15 protein-coding genes, 1 tRNA gene and 2 pseudogenes are annotated in these 23,215 nt (G+C 50.6%); 11 read left to right on the top strand and 7 right to left on the bottom strand.

All coding sequences use genetic code 11. The annotated features are described in order from the left end of the window. Positions 1 to 26: 26 nt before the first annotated feature. A complete protein-coding gene (locus H4317_RS02890) occupies positions 27 to 224 on the top strand; it encodes a hypothetical protein (RefSeq protein WP_185888690.1) in 198 nt (65 codons plus the stop codon). A 169-nt stretch (positions 225 to 393) separates the two neighbouring features. Beyond that, on the top strand, positions 394 to 654 hold the full coding sequence (locus H4317_RS19335; protein ID WP_260625794.1) for a hypothetical protein: 261 nt from the start codon (positions 394 to 396) through the stop codon (positions 652 to 654). A gap of 459 nt (positions 655 to 1,113) precedes the next feature. Here H4317_RS19335 and H4317_RS19510 read toward each other — a convergent pair. The 4 genes and pseudogenes from H4317_RS19510 to H4317_RS02870 form a co-directional block, all read right to left on the bottom strand. After that, a pseudogene (locus H4317_RS19510) lies at positions 1,114 to 1,524 on the bottom strand (TniQ family protein); the annotation flags it as partial. Further along, positions 1,524 to 2,411, bottom strand: a complete 888-nt coding sequence (locus H4317_RS02880) for a TniB family NTP-binding protein (protein ID WP_185888688.1) — start codon at positions 2,409 to 2,411, stop codon at positions 1,524 to 1,526. The gene H4317_RS02880 and the pseudogene H4317_RS19510, both read right to left, overlap by 1 nt. Beyond that, positions 2,395 to 4,314, bottom strand: a complete 1,920-nt coding sequence (locus tag H4317_RS02875; RefSeq protein ID WP_185888687.1) for a TnsB C-terminal domain-containing protein — start codon at positions 4,312 to 4,314, stop codon at positions 2,395 to 2,397. The genes H4317_RS02880 and H4317_RS02875 overlap by 17 nt, the downstream gene beginning before the upstream one ends. Continuing rightward, the gene (locus H4317_RS02870) at positions 4,311 to 4,865 is read right to left on the bottom strand and encodes a TnsA endonuclease N-terminal domain-containing protein (RefSeq protein WP_185888686.1); all 555 of its coding nucleotides are present in this window, start codon (positions 4,863 to 4,865) and stop codon (positions 4,311 to 4,313) included. The genes H4317_RS02875 and H4317_RS02870 overlap by 4 nt, the downstream gene beginning before the upstream one ends. Positions 4,866 to 6,101: 1,236 nt before the next feature. On the opposite strand from H4317_RS02870, the gene H4317_RS02865 reads away from it, so the two are divergent. The 8 genes and pseudogenes from H4317_RS02865 to H4317_RS02830 all read left to right on the top strand — a co-directional run. After that, positions 6,102 to 7,568, top strand: coding sequence for a sigma 54-interacting transcriptional regulator (locus tag H4317_RS02865; RefSeq protein ID WP_185888685.1), 1,467 nt, complete (start codon positions 6,102 to 6,104; stop codon positions 7,566 to 7,568). Positions 7,569 to 7,816: 248 nt separating this feature from the next. Beyond that, positions 7,817 to 8,785 carry a CBASS oligonucleotide cyclase gene (locus H4317_RS02860; protein ID WP_185888684.1) on the top strand — a complete coding sequence of 323 codons (969 nt, stop codon included), beginning with the start codon at positions 7,817 to 7,819 and terminating at the stop codon, positions 8,783 to 8,785. Between the two features lie 12 nt (positions 8,786 to 8,797). Next, positions 8,798 to 9,301 (top strand): HORMA-1 domain-containing protein, encoded by a 504-nt coding sequence (locus tag H4317_RS02855; protein WP_185888683.1) that lies wholly within the window; start codon positions 8,798 to 8,800, stop codon positions 9,299 to 9,301. Beyond that, the gene (locus H4317_RS02850; protein ID WP_185888682.1) at positions 9,302 to 10,192 is read left to right on the top strand and encodes an ATP-binding protein; all 891 of its coding nucleotides are present in this window, start codon (positions 9,302 to 9,304) and stop codon (positions 10,190 to 10,192) included. Next, the gene (locus H4317_RS02845; protein WP_185888681.1) at positions 10,189 to 11,049 is read left to right on the top strand and encodes an SMODS-associated NUDIX domain-containing protein; all 861 of its coding nucleotides are present in this window, start codon (positions 10,189 to 10,191) and stop codon (positions 11,047 to 11,049) included. The genes H4317_RS02850 and H4317_RS02845 overlap by 4 nt, the downstream gene beginning before the upstream one ends. Positions 11,050 to 11,329: 280 nt before the next feature. Next, positions 11,330 to 17,584 carry an ATP-binding protein gene (locus H4317_RS02840; RefSeq protein ID WP_185888680.1) on the top strand — a complete coding sequence of 2,085 codons (6,255 nt, stop codon included), beginning with the start codon at positions 11,330 to 11,332 and terminating at the stop codon, positions 17,582 to 17,584. 113 nt (positions 17,585 to 17,697) lie between these two features. After that, on the top strand, positions 17,698 to 18,807 hold the full coding sequence (locus tag H4317_RS02835; protein ID WP_185888679.1) for a hypothetical protein: 1,110 nt from the start codon (positions 17,698 to 17,700) through the stop codon (positions 18,805 to 18,807). Between the two features lie 381 nt (positions 18,808 to 19,188). Further along, positions 19,189 to 19,641 (top strand): annotated as a pseudogene (locus tag H4317_RS02830) (magnesium chelatase subunit ChlI family protein); the annotation flags it as partial. A 160-nt stretch (positions 19,642 to 19,801) separates the two neighbouring features. On the opposite strand, the gene H4317_RS02825 reads toward H4317_RS02830, so the two are convergent. After that, a tRNA-Lys gene (locus H4317_RS02825) sits at positions 19,802 to 19,877 on the bottom strand. A 235-nt stretch (positions 19,878 to 20,112) separates the two neighbouring features. On the opposite strand from H4317_RS02825, the gene H4317_RS02820 reads away from it, so the two are divergent. Next, positions 20,113 to 21,156, top strand: a complete 1,044-nt coding sequence (locus tag H4317_RS02820) for a quinone-dependent dihydroorotate dehydrogenase (RefSeq protein WP_185888678.1) — start codon at positions 20,113 to 20,115, stop codon at positions 21,154 to 21,156. 11 nt (positions 21,157 to 21,167) lie between these two features. Here H4317_RS02820 and H4317_RS02815 read toward each other — a convergent pair whose 3' ends face one another. Continuing rightward, positions 21,168 to 21,854, bottom strand: a complete 687-nt coding sequence (locus H4317_RS02815; protein ID WP_185888677.1) for a DUF2306 domain-containing protein — start codon at positions 21,852 to 21,854, stop codon at positions 21,168 to 21,170. Positions 21,855 to 22,000: 146 nt separating this feature from the next. Further along, positions 22,001 to 22,960 carry an acyloxyacyl hydrolase gene (locus H4317_RS02810; protein WP_185888676.1) on the bottom strand — a complete coding sequence of 320 codons (960 nt, stop codon included), beginning with the start codon at positions 22,958 to 22,960 and terminating at the stop codon, positions 22,001 to 22,003. Positions 22,961 to 23,215: the final 255 nt, after the last annotated feature.

Below are 23,215 nucleotides of genomic sequence, written 5' to 3'. Positions count from 1 at the left end.
GATACAAAACCGAGCCCGCAAAACCAATGAAAAAAGAAGATAAGAAAGAAGAAAAGCGCAGCTTCACGACGACGATTACGATAGAGAACGATCGACGGCTCGCTAATTACCAAGCAAATAAGCCTGGTGGCGCCCGAACAACTGACGTGGTGAACCAGGCTCTAGAACGCTTCCTTGATGCAAACAAGCAGTACGCGGACGCTAAGCCAAGTAATGATAAGTAGCCAGACAGGTTTCTTCAGGCGCGACTGGAACAACCATGCCTTACAGTGATGGCCAAGCTAAGCCGGCACGACAGTCTGTAAATGCCCGCCCCCGGCTGTTAGAACAATCGGGGGGCGGTGAGGTGGTCTAGCCGAGACAGACAATGCGAATTTTTATATTCCACTACCCATGACTGAAAAAGTGAATGCAGGCAGAACGCTGTCCGCCACTCGCAAGAAGTACTTAAACCGCTTCAACATTCATAGGAACGCCACAACTACAACTCCTGTTTCTGACCGCAAAGAAATGCTCGGTCAAAACGGTGCCGAACCAAAACGGCATCTCTTCGGCCATATCCCTCCGGATGGTGTAACTCTTGATTTTATTGTCGTGCATGACGCCGATAAACCGCACCGGCCAGTCTTCCAGCAGCCAAGTAGCCTGCTCTAATAAGTAGGTGCGTTTGGCGATGGGCAGTTGCTCGAATGCCCCTCCGCCTGCCGCCCACTCCGCCGACTGGCCCAACCGAAGCCTTATATCGGTCTGTAGCCGTAAGGCCTCCCCAAATGGGCAGGATAGTATCCTGACTAATTGCCGCAGTACTCGGAAATACTGATGTGGATAAGGCACAGCCTGATTCCACCCTTCTCGACTGACGCGGTATAGGGAATGGTAACGGCGTAACTCTTGAGGGGGGACTAGTTTTGTGGGAGCTTGGCTAAGGTCGAAGGCGCACTTAAAACAGGTTGACAGGGGTTGGTTGGCGACGCTCTGATGGCCCACATCAAGGCGAAAAAAATTAACTGGTGCGCCACAAACTGGGCATTCCTCGCGCAGGTAGACGCCGCAGACTGGACAGGCCACATAGAAAGCCAGTCGCCAATTAGTTCTATAGTAGGGGTCAGTCCCATCCCGTTGCAGACAACGCGGGCAATACACGAGCCCGTTTCCTTGGTGGGTGCGGTGAAATATACCCACGGGCATCAGCCAACTGGTGGGGCCCTGTTTGGCCGTAAGCAACGAGGTCCCCGTAAGGCGCTCGACAACTGGGGCCAGCATCGTCCGGGCGATGCGGTGCGAGGGAGTTAGGGTGCGGGTTGCCAGGGTATCCAGCATAAGAGTTGGGGCAAGCTTGTCGATGTCCCGCTTCCACACGACGAACTTGGGCCAGAGGTAATGAGAGAACGTCTGCACCTTTACTTGGTGGGCCTGCGCCAGTCGGACCAGCCAGCTCGACAATAATTCGTCTTCGCCCGGATGAAACGTACATGGAAGAATATGCCTCTCCCGCAAGATGTCCGCAGAGGTCGTGGACGACATCAGGATGAAACGCCTTGAAAGCGCCTGCGTTCCGAGGGGAGCACGTAGTCAATTTGGTCCAGCAGCTTCCGGTCAATGTGTTCCTTTCCCGAACGAATGGCTGCCACGGCCGCCGCAGTGATAACGGCGGAAATCTCCCCTATTGTCCCCTCGCTCATTGCGTAGATGCGCTCGGCTATAGCTGGCTCAGACAAGCCCGATGCCTTACGCAGAGGCAACAGCCGCTCAAAGCTGGCCAGCAGGCGCAGGTAATCCTCAGCGTAATGCCACTTGGGCAAGAATTTCTGCACAAAGCGATTGGCCATTTGGGGGTCCGCGCTCATAGCATTGCGCGCCTCCATTGTGCCGGCTGCGACAATAATGATTTGCAGTTCGTTGGCCATGCCCTTGAGCACGTTCAGAAACACCCGCTGGCTGGTACTGCTTCCTGCCAGTAGGTTCTGAATCTCGTCGATGATGAGCATCCGAGCATTCAAGTGCTGCATGACGTGGAAGACCTGTCTTTCCATGCGATCCATGCGGTCTGCTAGCCGGTAGGGTGCGTTGAGTTGGTCCAGCAACCTGCGATAAAACTGCTTCTCATCGGGCTTGGGTGGGGCCTCCACGGTGATGACGGGGCGAACCATCTTTTCGTCGCCGGGGGTAGCATAGGGCTTGTGCTGTTGACAAAACTTTTTAAGTAGCAAAGTTTTGCCATTGTTTGTCTCGCCCACCAGGAGCAGGTTCGGCATCCGGGCAATCTTGGGGTGAACCAGCAGTTCTTCCAGCCGCTCCAGAATGCGTTCGGCTGCCGGGTACTTAATCCAGCGGTTTGACTGGATAAAATGGATGCGGGAGGGCGTATCCCCCAACGCGACGGCATACAGCCCCTCAATCAAATGCTCCATACTCGAGTTCGTCAAAGGGCTGAATGGTTCCGGTACTCGGCAGTGGTACTTGGGCCAGAGCGGAGGCTCCCCGTATCTGGCCACTAGGCGTGAGACCATCCGGGGCAGGCACAGCAGAAATCGTTTCCTGCCTGACACTTTTCGACAGGCTGCTTTTGGCCTTAGCCTGTCGGCGCTGTCGGCGCACAAGTCGCGTCTGGTTAACGGCCTGCGCCTCAATTTCCCGCAGCTGGTCATACTCTGCGAAGAATGTCGGCTCGTCCACCTCTGTCACGCCTTTGCTCTCCAATTGCCGCATCACCTGTTTGTGCTCCCACAGCGTCATGGGCGGGCGCTTCAGTTCGCGGTAGGGAACATCGAAATAACATTTTGCCTCGGGGTCGTAGAAATATAGGATGCTGATGTCGCGCGGGTCTCGCTTGAAAATAAACTTGCGCTTGCGCCTGTTTTTTGGTGATTCTTCCTCCCGGGCGTGGACCCAGGGACGGAGTACGTCGCTGTAGTAGTGAATGTGGTCCAGGACGACCCCATAGTACTGTACGGTGCGCTTATAATAGGGCAAAAAGTCGCGCTTGACCCGTTCCTCGTCCTGCAAGAGAGGCGGCAAACCCGTTTTCTCGTAAATGCCGTCCACGAACGCCTTCAGCGGGCTCTGGCCCAAAGCGGAGTGAGTGCGCTTGTGGTAAATGTTGACGACCAAGTGTAGCAGCCACCGCTCGAATTCTTTCAACGTCAGGGCCGCCTTGTCAGCGGAAGGGTACTCGCCTCGCTGCTGCGGGTTGGAAAACGTCGTGCCTGGCAACTCGTGAATTTCCCGAGAGAACGTGCCCAGTAGCCGCTCGATGTGGCCACCGTAGTTGGGCTTACGGACGGGCCGCCACTCCAAGTCGATGCCGTATTCCTCGCAGGCACGCATGAGCATATTGCCCCGAAACTCCTTACCGTTGTCGACGTAAATCTTCCGCATCTTGCCCCAGCAGGGCCACTCGCCTAGTACGTTCAGCCGGTCAAGCCAGGAATCCTTTGGCAACAAGCTGTTGGCGACGCACATGCCAACGCCTAGTGCGCCAGGTGTTTCGAAAGACACGTAGAAGCCAACCACTATACGGCTGTACACGTCGATGGCCATCGTAATCCAGGGCCTACCAAGGGGCATGCGCGTTTCGTCGTCCACTAGGATAACATCACCCGGCGTGTGGTCGATTTGCACAACCGCCAGGGGGAAGTCCGCCCCGGGATATTTATCTGGGTGAGGGCGAAATTGGTCGTCGGCGGCCTTATGCCCATGCCGCAAGCGAATCTTCTTCTCTTCGCGAATGGCCTTCACCCGATTGCTTACGGTGTTTAGGTGAGGGGCCGTCAGTCCGAGCCGCTGGCAACGGGCCGTCACGTCGCGGTAGACACGTTTAAGCGGGTATTGCTGCTTGTTAAGGTAAATCTCCTCCACCGAGGAGCGCACGATTGCTTCCAACTCAGGGGATAGCCGGCTCTTGCCCTCTCCCCCGCTGGACCCACGCGGGATAAGTTGGGAAACTTGTCCTGTAGCTTCGAACTGATTCATCCAACGATAAAGGGTCGCCGCGCCTAGTTGGTGCTGCTGGGCGACGGTATGCACTAATTTCCCATCTCCTCGGCGGTTCAGTAAAGGCTCGATGATGGCCAAGCGCCGCTTGGCCTCAGCCCACTGTTCATCGGAAACCAGTTCCAAGGGAACCACTGGCACCGTGCCGGCTTCGGCTTCCGGAGCAGGCGACCGTAGGTATCTGACGGGTACAGTAAGCAAGCGCCCCGAAATTGGGTCTTCCAATACCACCGTATTCATGTTGCCAGTCAGCTGACGAATCTGATGAGGCTTACCCTGGTAGGTAACCCGGTCACCGGGCTGTATGGGGAATTCGTTCACGGAATCCATAGCTCGGCTTGCAGGGATAATTCAACAGTTAAATCGCAATGAATCAATCGCATGGCTACCAATTGCCAGAGCGTATAGAGTAATTCAGCACGCTTGGTACGGTCGGTGGTGGCCAGTAGCAGCAACTCGTTCCCCGTCGTGCGGTGAACGTCTTCCATCAGGCTCATCAGCAAGTCTTGATTCGTCTGCCGAACCTGCAACTCAGGCCCAATGTAATGGCGCAGAAATCGCACATTGACCAAATAATTCGTACGAATTTCGCGCTCGGTTAATAGCTTAAATCGCCATCCCCGCCCGGCAGCATAACGCGAAGCAGCCATAAATTTTGGTTTCAGGTCAGTCCAGCACTGCTTAAGTTCTGCTCGATATTTCACCTCACCAAGTATCGGTTTGATGGCAGTTGAGACAGCTGGGTCATTACGATAGTATACCAGCACATCGGGGGTATAGCGTCTCACAGTTCCTTCGTGCACGTACTCGATGGTAATGGGTTGCTCACAATAGGATTCCACACAATCATCGAATTCCAGAAGTTGCAGCAAGTCTCGCTCCAGAGAAGATTCGTATTGCGGTGCCCGTCCGTTTTTATTACTGCTGATTTGACCACGAATGGAACGCGTTGAGGGCTGAATCCTACGAACCGGATTTGTTATAGCTGTATTCATCAACTGATTAATAAATCCACGAATTAGCCAGACTGTCGCTTGCAGTCAGGCAAGGTCAGCAGAACTATGGCTCACAAAGACAGATGCATCATTGTGAAAGCCTTCAATGAAATAATGTAGCTTAGAATTGGTATCCCGAAGACCATTACAAAGGCAACCTATACCCTTTTTATCATCCAAGCAAAAACCAAATTCTACACTATGTGATTGAATACGAACAATGTATCTAAATAGACACAATTTAAATAAGGGGTATCTTGCAGTCTATCAATTTGAACACGAGTACCCATTACACTCGGATAGCAGGGTGAAAAATGTGGGTACCTATCTCGAAAAAAAGTTGTAAGGTGGTCTAGCCGAGACGCACAGAAGCAGGACGTATATTTCCGGAGTCATGACATCAATGTGTTGAATGCGACGGAGACAAAGGGCATAAAGGCAGTAAGGTTCACGTGGCCGTCGACTCGTTGGGACACTTACGGGCTGCGCTTAGTGCCCCAGCCAGCACCCAGAACTGGACTCAATTGAACGCGCTGGCTGAGGAAGTGACGGCCTTGACGGGCTAAACGGTGAGTTTGGCGTACATCGACTAAGCCACTGGACCAAATTCTCCTGCTCACCCCAGCATGGGGTCGTTGCTGGAACGGGTCTGGACCGCGGAGACTGCTCCTAGGCAGCGCTTTCCACAGTCTTCCTATCGTCAATACGCAGTACATTGCGTACGATACTTGGCGGTTACAGGCCTTAGCATAACACCGATGGCTAGGGCCGGAAGTACTGTCTGGCAGCAACGGTTCAACGGCCGCCGACGAGGAGAAGTCAAAAATTTGGTGTGTATCGCAGCTACGTCCCCAGTTGTAATCGGGCGCACCGAGAATGTTATCAAGTGTGCGATTCTAAAATTGCACCGCTTGGCTAAAACTGCTTCCTCTATTGGAAAGGCATTTAATACAACTTATAATTATCTGGCAATGCATAGCTAAGTCAAAAGTATTACGTCGAGTACTACTCCATAACACCAATTGCGAGTAATTATCAGTCGTGCAATTTCTTTCTCTACATCTCCCTATACTAGTCACCTTTTTTGCATACTATAAGTAAGCAAAGCGTTATATGGCACACTCACTTATCTCATGGATAGCACGGAACAATGATTTCGACACAACACCGGAGGGATTATTTAATTCGGTTAATTTGAATGGGCCAAACATTCAGTTTCATGAGCATTTCTTCACGCTTGGCGGATTTGATGAGCACATCCTGCTTTACGCCGATGCCAAGCAGGAGCTCTGGGCTGAGCATTTGCTCACCTTTTTGCGCCGTCAGCATCCAGAGCGCCAAATTCGCACTGAATTGCTGGCATTAACCAATGTCATCGACTTGGCCGAGATAAAAACCAAAGTGGAAACTTGGTTATTGCACCTTACCAGTCACGAGATAACACTGTTTTTTTCGCCTGGCACTCCTATCATGCAATTGGCCTGGTATATATGCCACACAACCCTTGGCTTGAACACCCACCTGGTGCAAACCAGAGCGGGCAAGTTTAGCCCTGATAAGTTACCAGCCCTGATGCGACTAGACGTCGAGAGGTCGACCGTTCCGGTAACAGCCATTATCCGAGAACGACAACTCAAACTTGGAGCCAGCACGTCAACCGAAACAGCTCATCTTATCGGGGATAGTCTACAGACGGTGTACCGTCGAGCAGGTCAGGTAGCACAAACCGATAACGTAACCGTGCTCATACGTGGGGAAAGCGGCACCGGTAAGGAGCATTTGGCCCACTATGTACATCAACAATCCGCCCGGCGTAAAGGGCCGTTTCGAGCGTTGAACTGTGCTGCGTTAGCGGACACCCTGCTGGAAAGCAGACTTTTTGGGCATAGAAAAGGTGCGTTCACGGGAGCCGACCGCGATACGGAAGGTGAATTTAAGGCCGCTGAAGGCGGAACCTTATTCTTGGACGAGATAGGAGACATATCCCCTGCGTTGCAAGTGACGTTACTGCGTGTATTACAATCAGATGAAATCCAACCTTTAGGCGGGGAACCTCACAAGGTGAACGTGCGTGTAGTGGCCGCGACCCATGCCCATTTAGAGCAACAGTGCGAACAAGGCCTATTCCGATGGGACTTATATTACCGTTTAGCGATAGCGGAACTCGAACTACCACCTCTGCGAGAATGGTCTGATAAGGAACGCGAAGCACTGGTCAGCCATTTAATCCAGAAGCAACAACGAGCGTTACACAAACCGCAGCCGCTTCAGTTCTCGGATGCTGCACGCAGGGTATTAATGGCACATTCGTTTCCAGGCAATGTGCGCGAGCTAGAGAATTTGATAACGAGGCTTTATATCTTCTCTCCTATCAATAATCCACTGGTGCAGCCGGAAGACCTGCCTTCTCGCCTTCGTACGCCCACGAGTGTGTTGGCTGCTGAGCCGCTTCTGCTCAAAGATGTTGTACGTGCTCATGCAGTCCGGGCATTAACCAGTCACAAAGGAATAAAGGCACAAGCGGCCACTGCCCTGGGGATTGACGTTCGTACTCTAAATAAGGCGCTTAAGTCCGGTTGATTCGCCAATCACGTTCTCGATTTGCGCTGGCATTAGGCAATTATGGTCCGATACTCCTCTTAAACAACCATTGCAGAGCATCACGCACTTTATGTGTGCCACCAAGCATATTATGCATGCTCTTAATTTGGCAATGCCCCTGAAACGCTCAAATCAGATGTTTTTCATCTTGGCGTGGTATTGGAAAATAGTGGTTTGTCTCTACACAAAAACAGGTGTCGAGACAAACCACTCTAATCCCAATCCCTATGGAATTGACCAATTCGCGGCTCTCCAAATTTATTGACCGCATCAAGTTGCCGCGTGATAGTATGGGCAAGTACCGTGACCAGGTGGAAAACCTGCAAACGAAACTCGCCGACAAAATAAAGAACGATAAACGCACGGGCATGCGTGTTTCCGGCTTCCGCATTGCCGGTTCGTGGAGCAAGCGCACCATCTTGCGTGCATCAGGCCTCAGCCCGATTGATATTGATTTGGTGTTGTTTGTCACCGGCGACGACACGTTACGTGACGATGTCAGCAAGTTACACGACTTTGTCGTTTCCTACCTGGAGGAAATTTACCCTACAAAAGACATCGGCAAAGATGTCGATGCGGAAGGCAAGACGAAAGCGATAACCATCAAATTCGTGGGAACAGGCCTTTACGTGGACATTGTGCCCGTTGTGCCACTGGAATCACCTGTCGACTATGTCTGGCAGCCTGAACGTGGCGGTGGAGGCCGGTACCATACCAGCATTACCAACCAGTTAGCTACAGCTAAAGCGTGGCGGGACCGCAACAGTTCCTACACTTCAATTGTGCGGGCCGCTAAATACTGGCGCAACTATCAAGAGTTGGAGCTACTGTCTTCTTTTACCATTGAACTCATTGTTGCCTATCTCGATAGTCAAGAAGGAGTCGATGCTAATGTTGAACACGCGCTTCTGCGGTTTTATCGCCTCCTCAGCGACACGAGTTTCCCCATAGTTTCCTTTCCTGGGGCAATACATGAGGTGCCGGGTCAATTCACGAACCCAGTATTTATCGCAGACCCAACCAATAACGAGAATAATGTGGCGTCCAAACTGACAAAAGTAGGTTGGGACAAGGTGCGAGAAAAGGCTTTAACTGCCTACGAGGTACTGCACATCGCTCGCACCCAAGCCGACCTCGACAGCACGGTAGAAGAATGGAAAGAAATCTTCGGCCCCTCTTTTAATATCGAAGCCTAACCGATTCATTACATGAGTACTACTTCTCAAACCTTTACCCGCACCACGACGGATGTGCAGAAAACCTTTGCTAGCTTCAAAGCTGACTTGGGCATGATTGCTATGCGCACAGGAAAGTGGACGCCGGCACAAGTCGACCTCTACTTTCATGATGTTTTGGCTTTGGCCGAACAATATTATTTGGCGCAGGTCGACATCATTTTACACGACAGTTTGACCGGACGGCCCATGCGTGTGGCGTCTTACACGGTCAACAACGATGGCACGGCTCCTAACGGGGGCCGCGCCGGGGGTAATGATTGGCCAAATCAAGCGAACACGCACCTGTCTCTGCTCCTTTTTTATACGCCTGCTTGGCACAACCTCGGAGCAGTTGCGAAACAGGCTTTTCAGCAAAAGCTCAAGGGCTCGTGGGGCCCCTCGGCAATCGATAGCAATTATCCCCACCTGCAGCGCGAAGCCGCGCAGTTGTACGCCACCAATGGATACGAACTTCAAAAACAAAATCTTCGCTAGATGGTAACCACCACAATTTTCGATAGTACGACCGAGTTGCCCAACGCCGAATTGGTTGAGCGTGCCAAACACTTAGTTGGCTTCGACGACCGATTTAAGCAAATTCACTTCAACTTAAAGCTGTTGCTTGACCCGAAAGGGCTCAATGTGTGGAGCCAGAAGCACCACCATTGTGAGTTGCCCATTTTGCGCTCCTTAACCGACCGCCATCCTCTTATTATCCTTGAAGGTGACGCGGGTACAGGCAAGACCGTGTCGGCGGAGGTTATCGCCAACCAGATGCTAGTAGAGCTGAACAAGACAGGGTACTTCATGAAGCTCAGCACGCGTGTGCGGGGCGACGGAGTACACGGGCAAATGGCAAAGCTTGTCAATCAAGCATTTGAAGAGCTGAAAAAAGTCGCTGGCGAAAAACGTATTGGTTTCCTATTCATCGACGAAGCCGATGCTATCGCCACCACTCGCGCTACCGCACAGATGCACCAAGAAGAAAAGGCAGCTGTCAATACCCTAATCCAGAAGATTGACGACACCCGGGCATTAGCTGGTCGCGCGATTGTGTTTTTAGCAACCAATCGCTTGCATTTTCTCGATGAAGCAATTGTGCGCCGGGCGGCCGTGGTCATGAAGTTTGACCGGCCAACAGCCGAAGAGCGTCGGGCGTTGCTGACTCAGGAGCTAGCAGGCGTTAAACTGACGCCCAAAGAGGTGGAAGAATTAGTCGACCGGACCGGGCCGGAAAAGAATGAAGGGGTAGGGTATTCCTTTTCCGACCTCCGACTGCGATTGCTACCTGCTGCAGTAGCTGCTGCTTACCCCGATAGCCCACTGACTTTCAAGGTGCTCCACAATGCTTTGACACAAACCGTTCCTAGTCCACAAATCAAATGAGCCAGGCTACAAAAACAACACTGGCGTTGCTCTTGGTCATACCACTGAGTGTAACGGTTGTCTTCCTGATTCAAGTTTATCCGCAGGCAACTAGCCCTTGGGCAGCGTTGGGAGTTAGTCTGCTGGTAAACCTGATATCGACGCCAGTCTTTGCTGCATTAGTGGAGATGTTTTACAACCTGCATCGATTCCCTTTGTGGTTTAAAGCACGGGTCATATACCGAAATCAGGAGGTACGGTTATCCATTTCGTACTTGTTTCGCATTAAAGTGAAGGGCAAGTACTTGCTCGTCAAGAACCGTAAGCGCGACTACTATCAACTGGTTGGTGGCGCATACAAGGCTTTTCCAGGAGCCATTAAAGTCTTCAATAAGTACCATGTTAAACCCGATAAGCAATTTGCTACGGACCATGGTATTGCAAAAAGCGATTTGCGATTCCTTGTTCGGGGCTGGTGGGTATTGAAAATGCTTGACTGGTTCCAATCCCAAAAGGACCGCGAAACCAACCAATGGCGTGAATTCTGCGAAGAACTACTAACCACGGATATTTTGCCAAAGCATGAATTCCGTTATGTAGATTATACTTATGCGTGTACCGTTCAAGCACCTATGCGAAGGGCGAAACGGCTGCCTAACCAAGAAATTCTCCTTTTCGAGATATACGACTTGCTTCCCAATATTGAGCAACAAGCTTCGCTGGAAGCCCTTTTTGCGAAGGGGGATACAGATAATGTGAAATGGGCAAGTGCGGAGCTTATCGACTCCCTAGGTACTGATCACCGCACTGAAGTGACGGCTTACGATATTGGTCCCCATACTAAATGGGCACTCAACGAGAAATGGACTGACGACTAAACGGTTGGGCCTCCCGTATTTGCGGGAGGCCCAACCGTTTAGTCGTCAGTCCATTCACTTGTTGGTGATTGTCATATATTGTATGTCCTTAAGCCTAGCTCAAGAAGAACTGAATTGTTCACCCGCTATTAATCAATCACTTATCCCTATTCTTAAAGAAATATTTTATTAACAAAATACTACAATAGATATAAGCTCTACGTTTTCCGACCACTTTTCCTGCCTCCGTATTAGGAGTTAAAGCCATCTAACCACTCCGGGTTCAACACGTCTTAATTTGATGAACTTCTACCGATACATAAGCAATACTTTAAAGCGCAAAATTGCTTCGTTAACCATCGCCAGCAGCCGGACCAGTATCCTAAGGTCCTTGCCTCAACGTCATCCTGAAACAGGACAGGTGTATGCATGGAGCAATTCCTCTCATAAATCATTGCTCGAAAGCGTTATTTACTACGGTACACACGGCCAACCCAAGGTGAGCAAACTGCTGCTCGACAGTTGGTACCAGCAGCAGAAAATACTGCGGCGGCAGGTTTCCAATGCATTACGTGAAGCCGGCTATTCAATACCTGCTGTACCTAGCCAAAAACCAGCACAAATAGTTAAATCGCTGATTAAGACCGATGTATTGCAACGCGGTGAAGAGCAATTCTTCTATCCAGCGGGCAGTTCCTTGATGGTGGATGCGACTGATGAAGAAGTAACGCTCATGGCTGCGCTTTTAGGGTGGTCGGCAATCGCAGTCGATACGAACAATAATTTGCCAACGGGGGAAGAAGGCAATATTTATTCAATCAATAAATCTAAAGAGGATTCCCTTGCTGGAAGTGCGGAAACAAACCTATTACGCGGTATCAAAGTCACTTCCGAAAGTTTGCATTCAGTCGCCAAGCTCAACAGCTTAGTTCCCAAAAATCAACCTGCTGCTCTCCCCCGGCCCGACGAAATTGAGTCTAATTCTACTCCAGAGCCTTTCTCTGAAGTTGCGTTTGAAGCTCTTGAAGTTGATATAGCTAAGCTGGCAGACAAATTACTCAATTACGAGCAGCAGTTGAGACTGGGGCGAATTCCACTCTCAATTGACAAAGAAGTGGACATGCTTGCCGAGATTAATACGCGCTACCAGGCAGCAATCACTTGGTTCAATGCAACAGCGGCGCTTCATCCGGCCATTAACCTGCCAGTACCGCCACCCGATGCAAACTTGAACTACTTGCGCTTGGGCTTGACGGAAGTGAATGTCGCCCACCAGCAAGCGCAACATGCAGTCGATACGCAACAAAAGGCATTGGAAGTACTCGCACTGGTACATTATGTCAGGCACCAATCGATTGCAAAATTCAATCCTCTAGCGGACGTTTATGAGACAGCGAACACATTATCTACAAAAATAGCGGCTACCCCCCCCCCGTCTGAACACCCTAGTAGTCACGAGATAGCCACAGGAACCCACCCGCTGGCGCTGTTAGTGGCAATCGCTGCTTCTCCCGAAAAGGCACATAGCATAACTGATGATGGTTCAGCTGCACAAGCGCTATATGCGGCATTGTCTACTCCCGTCGTAATAGCCCTGCTTCGAGGAAATTTGTATTTAGCCAGCGAGGAAGCAATTGCATCCGAGACCGTAGAGGTCGGAGTAGAAATAAAGTCACCACTCGGTATCGCGGAAGAAATCCAAGAGGTGACCTTAGAAACAGCAATAGAAGCTCCGCATCCAGTCACATCACCTATTTCTGAACCATCACAAGGCATGGACGGCAAGGAGTTTGTGACGGATGTTCATCAAGGCACAGCCGAGGTCGAAGAAGAAGTAAAAGGCACACCGGTAGATCTATTACATGATTTACGGCCCACCCCTCTAGAATTACCTACCGACTCATTGCCTGCTGCCGGGGAGAAATCACGCGCACAAAGTCAGCATGAATACCCTCATCCACCCTTAATAACGATTCCACAAAAGGTCGAAGATGATATTAACGACCCTTCAATAATCGATTTTGAAGGAGATATTCAGACGACGGTCACTTATCCGGAATGGCTAGTGCCTTTACAGTGGGATTTGCTTGAACAACGTCGATTTGCACTTGCTTGGCGCTTAACTGAAGCCGCTACAGGCCCCCATCATGTGGAAGTGGTGAATCAACACAATCCACTACCTGCTTGGCTATTGAAATGCTTGGCTGTTACCCAAGAACTGCGCGTTGGGCCAACCACGCTGAGTACTGTATTTTCAGAAGCCATTCAACCGGTTTTAGACCTTCCTGCTGGCTCTAGTTTTCTGACCTGGCAAGGGAGAGCCGTTGTGTTAGCCGCGGCCTTATGGCCTGCACTCGTGGCCCCAATCACCCAAGCGCAGGAATTGCTTCGTAATGGGCTGCCAGGTTTTGCGAACGTGAATAATTTGTGTTTGCACATTTTGACTCGCAATGCATTAGAGCCTTTGCAGCCAGCGCTACTGCAGCACTACCAGACCGACCAGCAATGGCAACAACAGCTCAAGGAAATACAGACAAAGCTTAATCAATGGGCTGACCAATACCAACACGCGGAGTTTAGGCAACGGAAAAACCATCCGATTACAGTATTCTGGCGCCACTGCTTGAAGCGTGAGCAGCCCATCGGCCAGTTACTGAATGTCTTGACCCGACCAGCAGCCTCGCAAGGGCAGATGGATACAGCACGGCGATTGGTTGTTGAATTGCAAAATGAGGCCTCATTGCAACGTAAGCTCCACGAAGCAAATCTGGAATTAGCGCCTAACCGGCATGTGTGGCCTTGGTTTAGAACCCATCTAGCTCCCTTACTTGATATTTCTGCCGCCTGGCTGGACTTGCAGGCCAAGCGCCCCACATCAGAGGGCATACCCTATCAAGAGAGCCAAGACCAAGAATTTTGCCGTGAACTCACGCGCTTGCTGGCCTTGGCTCAAGGTGATATAGTCGATAGCCGCAAGCGCGAAACAGCCAGCTATTCACTGGTTGCGCTGGAGCTATTAGCGAATGCCTTAGACCAGGTGCAAAAATTGTTAGGGGGAACGCCAATCAGCACACTACCAGAGCCCAGTGCATTTCAAATACTTACGCTGCCCCTATTCCGAAGCAAAGGCATCGAGTTGGGGCCCACTAGTGAATTGGTAGGTGAACCTAGTTATCAACTATCCAATTTACAGCAAGCGGCCAAGGAAGGTGAACTCAGTTGGGTGGCAGCCTATCAATATCATTTAAAGGAAGGCAATTTTCAAGCATGCCAATATATCCGAAGCTACTTGCCAGCACTGCGAGAATTAGGAGGGTCAGCTGATTTTCCTCGTCAAAGCTACTTAGTCGATTGGCGTGCCCAAGAGCAACACTTAACTCACGCGATTAATCTAACAGCGCAAGCTGTTGAAACAGGAGTACGAAAGGGCTACATAAGCGAGCAAATGCGCGCAGAATGCAGCCTTCTATTAGATAATCAGCGTAATCTCCTCCTTGCTAAACCACTGCCGGAGACTTTACCCCTTAATTTTCCTTATCTGCACCGTCAGTTAAAAGCTTGGCAGCAACGCTTGGAAACAACGCGTGAATCAAGCGTTGCTACTGTAAGCGAAGAACTGGCACGACTTATTGAGAAATTGCCTGAGTCTAGACAGCAGGCAAATACCGAACGGGTAGCGCGAGCCCTTAGTGAGAGCTCCGTCAGTGTTGCGCACCATTATGTGGCTCAACTCATGAACGATGTTGACATAACCACAAATAACATCGACCAATCAGAATTCAAAACATTCTTCGTAAACCGTTTCCCTTTACTTGAATCTGCTCTTACCGGAGCGTCGCCCGACGAACATGTAAAAGCTTTGAGAGAGGGGAAAACACTAGCTGGTCAAGATTTAGAATCAATAGATGAGAAAGCAAGGCTAGAAGCTAGCCAAGCATTGATTGACTGGCAGGAACTTCGAGCCAATCGTACTGCTATCGGCGGACCTAACCAGCAGGCACTTGTCCAATTGTTAAAGTTCGTTGGATTTCCCCAGCCCGAATTAGTATTAACGGCTCCTTCCTCTGGACGTCAAGGGTTTGAGGCGCTGGATGTCGAAAAGATGTTTGTGCGTGGTAAAGACCTATGTCCGATTGCTGCGTTTGCTTCCGATGCAAAAGGTGCATATAGGCTTTTACTGGTGTGGACGCGAGTAGGAGACGTAGAAGAACTTTTTGAAAGGGTAGACTCCATTAGCGAGCGAGGCCTATCTCGCAAGCCCATTATTGTTTTTTATTTTCATGCGCTAAATGCCGCTCAGCGGAACGATTTAGCCAGTTTGAGTCGCGAACGCAAAAAAACATTTTTAGTCTTTGACCGGCTGTTGCTGCTGTATCTAGCAACTGCTGGCTTGCAACGGCCGCGGTTGCCATTGTTTTTTCAGTTGACATTGCCTTTCACTTACGTTAAGCCTTACATAACCGGTGGTAGCAACCTCCCGCCAGAAATGTTCTATGGCAGAGAGGAAGAAAAGATGCAATTGAGAAGTAGCTCCTCTAATTCTTCTTGCCTAGTATATGGTGGGCGGCAACTTGGGAAAACCGCTATTCTGCGTGATATTCAACGCGAATTTCACTGCCCGGAAGAAGATGAATTAGTACTTTTTCTCGATATCAGGCTGCTTGGCTTTGAAGGCCACCCAATAAAGAATTTGGTAGAAGAACTAGTTAAGCTACTACAAAACACAAATTTACCTATTCTACCCACTAAGAGCCTTTCCAATGTCGGGCCGAAAAAAGTATTGGACTATATTCGGCGATGGATACAAGGCGAATCTAAACGTCGCATGCTGCTATTCTTGGATGAAGCCGACCAGTTTCTTAACCAAGACGCGGCTCAGCAATTCGAGTACACGAACCTGTTCAAAAGCCTTATGGACGATACCGACCGTCGCTTTAAGGTAGTCTTTTCAGGTACACACAACGTGCAACGTACTTATCGTTTACCCAATCAGCCTTTGTCACAATTGGGCACAGCGGTATGTATTGGGCCACTTATTGCAAACTATGAGGCCCGCCAAGCCGAGGAATTGGTTCGCCGCCCCCTGGAGAGCTTAGGATTCGAGTTTGAGAAAGACGAATTAGTAACTGAAATATTAGTCGCCACTAATTATTTCCCTAGTTTGATTCAACTGTTTTGTGACCGGCTCCTTACACATCTATACACCGCATATCCTTCGCCTGAAGCTGGGCAACGACCTTATTACTGTATCAGAGAGCACGATGTCACTAGTGCGTCCATAAAAGCACGAGGAGACATTCGTGCTAAGTTCTTGCTTACGCTGGATTTGAACCCGCGCTTTAAATTACTTGCGTATTTGCTAGCTTCACATGAGGTAGCAGAGCTATACAGTGAACCCGCCGTTGAAGGACTTACTAACCGACAACTGCATGAAGCGGCACGGGACTATTGGCCCGCAGCCTTTGGCCCACACAGTGCGGATGCTGACTTTCAAATTTTACTGGAAGAAGTAGAGGAGTTAAGTATCGCGACTCGTATTCCAGCAACTGAAACCTACCACTTGCGCACACCCAACCTGCGTCAACTACTAGGGACGCTTCCAGATATTGAACGGGAGTTATCTACCTTCCACCACACCCCCATTCCAGGCGCTTACCAAGCTGATTTAGCACGTGATTTCTATGGCGGAACTGGTCATCAAACGCGTCTCCCCAGTCCTTTAACCGCTTCTCAATATGCCATCATTCGCGCTAATGGCACTACTATTATTCGCGGCAGTGAAGCGGCAGGACTGAAAAAGGTTGAAGATTTTCTGAAGAGTCAAGGCGACATTCATTTTGTATTGCTGAAAGATGCAAATGATGAGGGACGATGCCGCAAAGAATTAGAAGAAATCAAGGATGCCCGGCCCAATTTTAAGACAACAGTGGTCTTGGTTCGAGATCGCTACAGCATGGACCTCGTCAAGTTTACTGTTGATTTGACGCGTGGTTTAACGTCGGATATGCGACGAATGCACGTAGTCTTTTTAATGGACCCCGCTAAACTCTTGCGTGTTTTAAATCATAAAACAAAGCATTTCGAGTTGTTCTTCAACGCTAGGGTGAATCTGCTAGAGTTGCATGCTTGGCAATCTCAAACCCTGACCCAGTGGATGAAGGAAGCTGCAGAGATACCATCTTACACAGCACGTATTCGTGAACTAACGGGTGGATGGTATGATGCACTCTTTTACTTCCTGGAGCATCTGGCACTACACGACAGCCCGGCAGATTCTCTTGAGTTGCTAGAAGCTTATGTACAGGAGCATGCTAAGGCTGCTCAATGGGGTATTCTTTCTAACTCGACAGAAGACAAAGTGTTGCGCATACTTGCCACGTTCAGTTCTGCAACCGAAGCCTTATCGCAGGCGGATTTAGAAGGTTTTTTACCAGAAGAATCTGTTGGCGCTATCGCATCAGCACTGAAATGGGCAGAGATTTTAGGCTTAGTAGTCCCTGCTGCAGAACGCGGTACTATTCGCATTGAACAGCACATAGCATCATTATACAAGTGAGGGCGATACAACAAGGCCCAGGCAGTTGGTGGGAACTCCCGGGGCCACACCAATTAGTGGCCACTGTAGCCGATGACTTAGACCGTGGACGGTGTGTTGTAGTGCGGTTGCCAATGCATCTACCCGCGGGATTTTATGAAGCAGTCTCCAAGCAATTAGAGTGGTGCAGCAGCCAACCACAGCGATGGAAGCGCTTGCCGACGATTACAACAGAAAACCTGGAGGAATGGCAATTACTCGGTTGGTTGTACGAGCAATTCGGTTTGGAAGAGCATGACTTTATCCACGACAAAAGCAATGCTCATCTCTGTTGCCAGCCAGGCTTCAGAGGGTGCCGTTTGTTGTTGCGTAATTTGTCATTACCCGCCGTGCGTTTATGGAGCAACTTCTTGGAAAACTATCAACACGAATTGAAAGACCAAGAACAAATCAACAGAACAACTTTTCTATTGCTTTTAGAAGGAGAAGCAGCTACACTGGCTCCAACAGCAAATACAAATCTGCTGGTTCATAGCTATGGCAGCCAAATTGCGTTTGATGACTTAAAGTTATTCATGCGCTTTGCGAATTTAGATACGTTGCAACCAATGCAACCTCTACTCCAGCAACTTCGCCAAGCCATCGCCTCGGCACTAGCTCCGACCGACCCTTTATTAGCCATTAGCTTAGTAAATCAACCCCTTGCTACGCTGCTAAATCCAACTTCTTTCCTACGCCAAGTTGCAGAAAAGCGTGGTTGGCAGTCCCAGCCGCTAGCATTACAAACACCAGAACCTCCACCTGAAATCGCGCTGAAACTATGGTATACAGGCGAGTGGGCAACGCTTGAAGAAAGGTCCTGTCTACATCCGGGGCTACTGGCACTACATGAACGTTACGATTATATTCAAAGTCGAATCTGGGAGGGGCAGTTAAAAATTATTCTCCCGTTTTTAGAACAGCGGCGTCATCACTTACTAGAATTATATAGAGAAGACTTAAATAATCTTTTGCCACATACAAAGCCGTTAGGCAAAACACATACTGTGCAGATAAATGACGTAGCAGAACTAGAGCTAGGTGATTTGTTTTACTTGCGCACTAAGCCAGAACTAAGCAAGTACGGAAACGTGCTTGTAGAAGAATTGAAACTATTGCGGCACTGTAGGGTCGAATTAGCACATCAGCGGCCGATAGACGAAAATGCTATTAATCAACTGTTGGCCTTAATAGAAAGCTCATAATATAATTGTTGACTTACTGTAGGTAGTTGTTGAACGTTGCCTCTTCGGCTTATAGCAGTAAATACTCCTTCCGAAGAAAATCAGCACATTGCATTATTTTCATTTTTACAAACTCTGCTAATGCAAAAAAATTCATCAGCTAAAGGCTGAGCGTAATGATGAACTGCGCCATTACTTGACCGTCGAGCCAAGAGCATTGCCCTATAAGGTGTAGAAATATCAATCTTGTCCTTGTCTAGGCCGCCGTGTTATTTCAAGACACAATCATTGAGTAGTAGTATTTTCTAAGATAGTATCACGGACTTTTGTAAAATTCTCACTTACTTCTAGTGCGAAAGTGCCCGAATCCCTCAGTATTTTATCGTTGGTTTCTAAATTTGACAATGCGTGTGCGGACCGGGCGTGGTGCAGCGCTACCTCAACAAGGTCAGCGGCCCACTCCTAGACCGCATTGACCTGCACGTGGAAGTGACGCCCGTGACGTTTGACCAGATGACGGAAACACGCAAGGCGGAGAGCAGTCAGGAAATTCAGTTGCGGGTAGACCAAGCACGGCAGGTGCAAGCCAAACGTTTCACCGATTTCCCCGACATCCATTCCAATGCCATGATGCCGCCCCAGATGGTGAAGGACATATGCCAGATTAACGATGCTGGCCGTACGCTGCTCAAAACCGCTATGGAGCGTCTCGGCCTCTCAGCCCGTGCCTACGACCGAATTCTAAAAGTAGCCCGCACCATCGCCGACTTGGGCGGCGCAGATGACATCCGCATCGAACATCTAGCCGAAGCCATCCAATACCGCAGCCTCGATAGGGAGGGTTGGGCTGGCTAACAGATTTTCAAGTTCGGTTGCAACAGGCCCCAGATCTGTAGGGAGTTCGCACGTGTGGTTTGAAAAATTCAAGCAATTGCTCCACCTGCACGTGGCTTACACTGAAGCCCAATAGAACAAGCACAAAAAACCCTCATCTGCGCGTCGCAAATGAGGGTTTTGGTGATCCCGCTGGGATTCGAACCCAGGACCCATACATTAAAAGTGTATTGCTCTACCAGCTGAGCTACAGAATCAGTTCCCTCCAGAAAAACGCTTTCTGCGGAAGGGATTGCAAAAGTACTAGCTGTATTCGTTTCCTCCAAACATTTCGTTGTCTTTGCTGGCTGCCGCAGGATTTTGGCAGCCAAATACCACTAGCTTTCAGCACTATATACCATAAATAAATTTTCCGGTGAGCAAGACAAGCGTCAGAATGCTTGCTAACGGAATAAATGGGAGCTTTGCATGCCGGCAACTTTGCGACGCATTATGTACAAAGCCTTACTCAAACCTCTGTTTTTTCGGTTAGATGCGGAGAAAGCGCATCACTTGGTATTCGACAACCTCAAACGAGCCCATGCCATACCCGGTGCAGCAGCGCTGTTGCGGAGGATCTACGATTTCCAGTACCCCGGACTGGAGCGAGAAGTATTTGGGTTGCGCTTCCGAAACCCAGTAGGGCTGGCAGCCGGCCTCGACAAGAATGCCGAGTTTACGACGGAGCTGGCAGCACTGGGCTTTGGCTTTGTAGAAATAGGAACCGTGACGCCACGGCCGCAGCCTGGAAACCCGGTACCTCGCTTATTCCGGCTGCCGCAAGATGAGGCCCTGCTCAACCGCATGGGATTCAACAACGAGGGGGCAACTGCCGCAGCCGAACGGTTGCGCCATGACCGGCCGGCCGGCATCATCATCGGCGGCAATATTGGCAAGAACAAGGATACCCCCAACGAGCAGGCAGCCAATGACTATGTGGCTTGTGTAGAGGCCCTGCACGCGGTAGTCGACTACTTTGTAGTGAATGTGTCGTCGCCGAATACGCCGGGACTGCGGCAGCTGCAGGAACGGGAGCCGCTTATTCGGTTGCTGCAACAGGTGCAGGAACGCAACGCCACGCTGCCCGTGCCCCGCCCCCTACTGCTCAAGATAGCGCCCGACCTCACCGATACGCAGCTCGACGATATCCTACTGATTGCGCGCGAAACCAAACTCAGCGGCCTAGTGGCCACCAACACAACCATCAGTAGGGAGGGGCTACAAACGCCAGCCGGACATGTAGCTTCCCTTGGAGCAGGTGGCCTGAGCGGCCGCCCACTGCGCCAGCGGGCTACAGAGGTTATCCGTTATCTGCACCGCCATAGCCAAGGAGGCTTACCCATAATTGGAGTGGGCGGTATTCACTCGGCAGCCGATGCACTGGAAAAGCTGGATGCCGGCGCTTCGCTGATACAGCTATACACCGGGTTTGTATACGAAGGGCCAGGCTTAATTAAACGTATCAACCAGCAGCTAGCACGCAGGCAGGCAGTATAATCAGGCGGCTGTCAGGCGGCTTCCGGCTGAATCCGCACCTCTACTACGGCACCGGGGTGCTGGCCCTGCCGGAATCTGGCCTTGTAGCGGTTCTGTACCCAAATCATAGGTGGCACCATGAGCAGCGTGGGCCATAGGAAATTCCAGGGCCAAGGGATGAAATGCAAACTGGTAGCCGAGAAAGCCGAAACAGCTGCAATGTAGGAGCCTACGAAGCCCGATATATGGTTAAGGAGCCATTGGCCCGGTGCTGGGGGCGTAGTCTGCACGTACGACCACAACTGCCGGCCGGTAGTCATCAGCCCAATGGCACCAAATACCAATGAAGGCACCGTGCCGGATAGGAAGCCATATGCCAGCGTGCCGCCGAAAACCAGCAACCCGGCCCCTACTCCTACCCAATCAACAAGCGCGGGCCGCTGGCCTTGATGGAGCTTTTTGAGATACAGAGAACGGTAGCCGAACCAGGCCAGATAGAGGCTGAAAATGCCTGTCAGAAGCAGAAATGTAAGGCCATTCACTACAGCCGAAAAGATAGCCGTAGACCCGGCTACTACCATTGCCCAAAAGAAGACGCGCCCCCACAGCCGGTGTGCGGCCCCACCTTTACGCACGTACAGCGCTGCCGGCGCCACAAAAAAGCCCAGAAAACCAGCTGCAATGTGCAGCCAACGATTGTAGAGCAGGAGAGTTTCCATGCGTAACAAGGACGAGGAGAGTTGAGTTGCGAGCCAAACGACAGAAGCAAAGTCCGCATTCGGTCTGCCAGGCGCAACTCTACTTCGCCCAATCGTCAGATTCACCTTCTGAAACTACTCAAACCGCTCCTGAAACATTTTCCCATTTACAGCTTTACGCCTACTTTCCATTCTATCACATCGGCGGAGCCTCGGTGTACTTTCAGGTCTACGGCACCGAACAGCCGGTCAGTCACGTGGTATTTCAGACCGATTCGCTCGTAGTAGAACTTATTGGACTTGTATGGATTGTAGATGTAGAAACCCAGATGCGTGACGACAGCCAGCCGGCCGAAAAGCAATTCGTGGCCTACCAGCACGCCGGCTTTTTTCACGTCGGGCAGCGTGTCAGCGTTACGGGCCGTGTCGCGCTGCTCCTGAATGAGGCTCCGGTCGTAGAAACCTTCTAGTCCTACCAGCAGGTTGCTTTTGCGCCCCACACGCCGCCCACCCAGCACCGACACGGAATGCACCAGGTATTTCTGCCGGTCGATGGGGCTACGCTGCTTAAATCCCAGACTGGTGCTCAGGTTCAGGAAATTATGGCCTAAGTCAGCGGGCGTATCATCAGCTGGGACAGTGGTGGGCACAAACGGCCGCTGCTGATGGTAGTTGAAACCCACAAAAACAGTGGGCAGATTGATGCCAAAATTGGGCTTGGTGGTAGCGCCATTGGAATAGTGGTTCAGGCCCAGCCCAACCAAAAGACCCAGGTGTTCGGCTACGGCCACATCATACTCCAGCCGCATCTGCATCGTGGCGTTCAGCCGCGAACTGACGATGGTGTTCTTGTGATTGGTTTCGAGGTTGAACGGATTGGAGAAGTAAGCCAACCCCGTCCCAATCCGGAAATTCACCTCGTGCCGGGGAGTCCGTAGGAAGCTCTTATTGATATAGGTTGTAGCAGCATAGGAGCGCCCCAGCACCGGATTGTGATAGTCGTAATAAACCAGCGCCACACCTAGTTTGGGGTAGCGGTACCAGCTATGCCATGGCTCCGAGCCATTGGTCTGGCGCTGCAGATTCAGCTCAACCCCGGTGGGGTGCGACACAGCTAAGTGCTTCACGGCCGGGGTATGGGCAATAACGAAGCTACCCTGCGCATACGCACCAAGTATCAGTGGCCCTTTCCCGCTTTCTGTCTGTGCCTGGGCCGGGCAGCTGCAGAGGGCTGTGGCTCCCAGCAGAAGCAACAAACCTAAACCATATCGAATCATCATAGTGCTACTAGCCAGCCCTTCAAAAGTAGCGAAACGTGCTTGATGCAACATGAAGGAACCACGGCGCCGGGCAGTTTCCGCAATAAATTCTCTTGCCACGTG

This window comes from Hymenobacter sediminicola, from assembly GCF_014250515.1.
GTDB classification, from domain to species: Bacteria; Bacteroidota; Bacteroidia; order Cytophagales; family Hymenobacteraceae; genus Hymenobacter; species Hymenobacter sediminicola.
Note: the sequence above shows the minus strand (reverse complement) of the source record. Positions and strands in the feature narration are given on the sequence as shown.

What these genes read in the sequence shown, in the direction of transcription:
- H4317_RS02890 (WP_185888690.1), top strand. Translation starts at nt 27, where the DNA reads ATGAAAAAAGAAGATAAGAAAGAAGAAAAGCGCAGCTTCACGACGACG.
- H4317_RS19335 (WP_260625794.1), top strand. Translation starts at nt 394, where the DNA reads ATGACTGAAAAAGTGAATGCAGGCAGAACGCTGTCCGCCACTCGCAAG.
- H4317_RS02880 (WP_185888688.1), bottom strand. Translation starts at nt 2,411, where the DNA reads ATGGAGCATTTGATTGAGGGGCTGTATGCCGTCGCGTTGGGGGATACG.
- H4317_RS02865 (WP_185888685.1), top strand. Translation starts at nt 6,102, where the DNA reads ATGGCACACTCACTTATCTCATGGATAGCACGGAACAATGATTTCGAC.
- H4317_RS02860 (WP_185888684.1), top strand. Translation starts at nt 7,817, where the DNA reads ATGGAATTGACCAATTCGCGGCTCTCCAAATTTATTGACCGCATCAAG.
- H4317_RS02855 (WP_185888683.1), top strand. Translation starts at nt 8,798, where the DNA reads ATGAGTACTACTTCTCAAACCTTTACCCGCACCACGACGGATGTGCAG.
- H4317_RS02850 (WP_185888682.1), top strand. Translation starts at nt 9,302, where the DNA reads ATGGTAACCACCACAATTTTCGATAGTACGACCGAGTTGCCCAACGCC.
- H4317_RS02845 (WP_185888681.1), top strand. Translation starts at nt 10,189, where the DNA reads ATGAGCCAGGCTACAAAAACAACACTGGCGTTGCTCTTGGTCATACCA.
- H4317_RS02840 (WP_185888680.1), top strand. Translation starts at nt 11,330, where the DNA reads ATGAACTTCTACCGATACATAAGCAATACTTTAAAGCGCAAAATTGCT.
- H4317_RS02835 (WP_185888679.1), top strand. Translation starts at nt 17,698, where the DNA reads ATGCATCTACCCGCGGGATTTTATGAAGCAGTCTCCAAGCAATTAGAG.
- H4317_RS02820 (WP_185888678.1), top strand. Translation starts at nt 20,113, where the DNA reads ATGTACAAAGCCTTACTCAAACCTCTGTTTTTTCGGTTAGATGCGGAG.
- H4317_RS02815 (WP_185888677.1), bottom strand. Translation starts at nt 21,854, where the DNA reads ATGGAAACTCTCCTGCTCTACAATCGTTGGCTGCACATTGCAGCTGGT.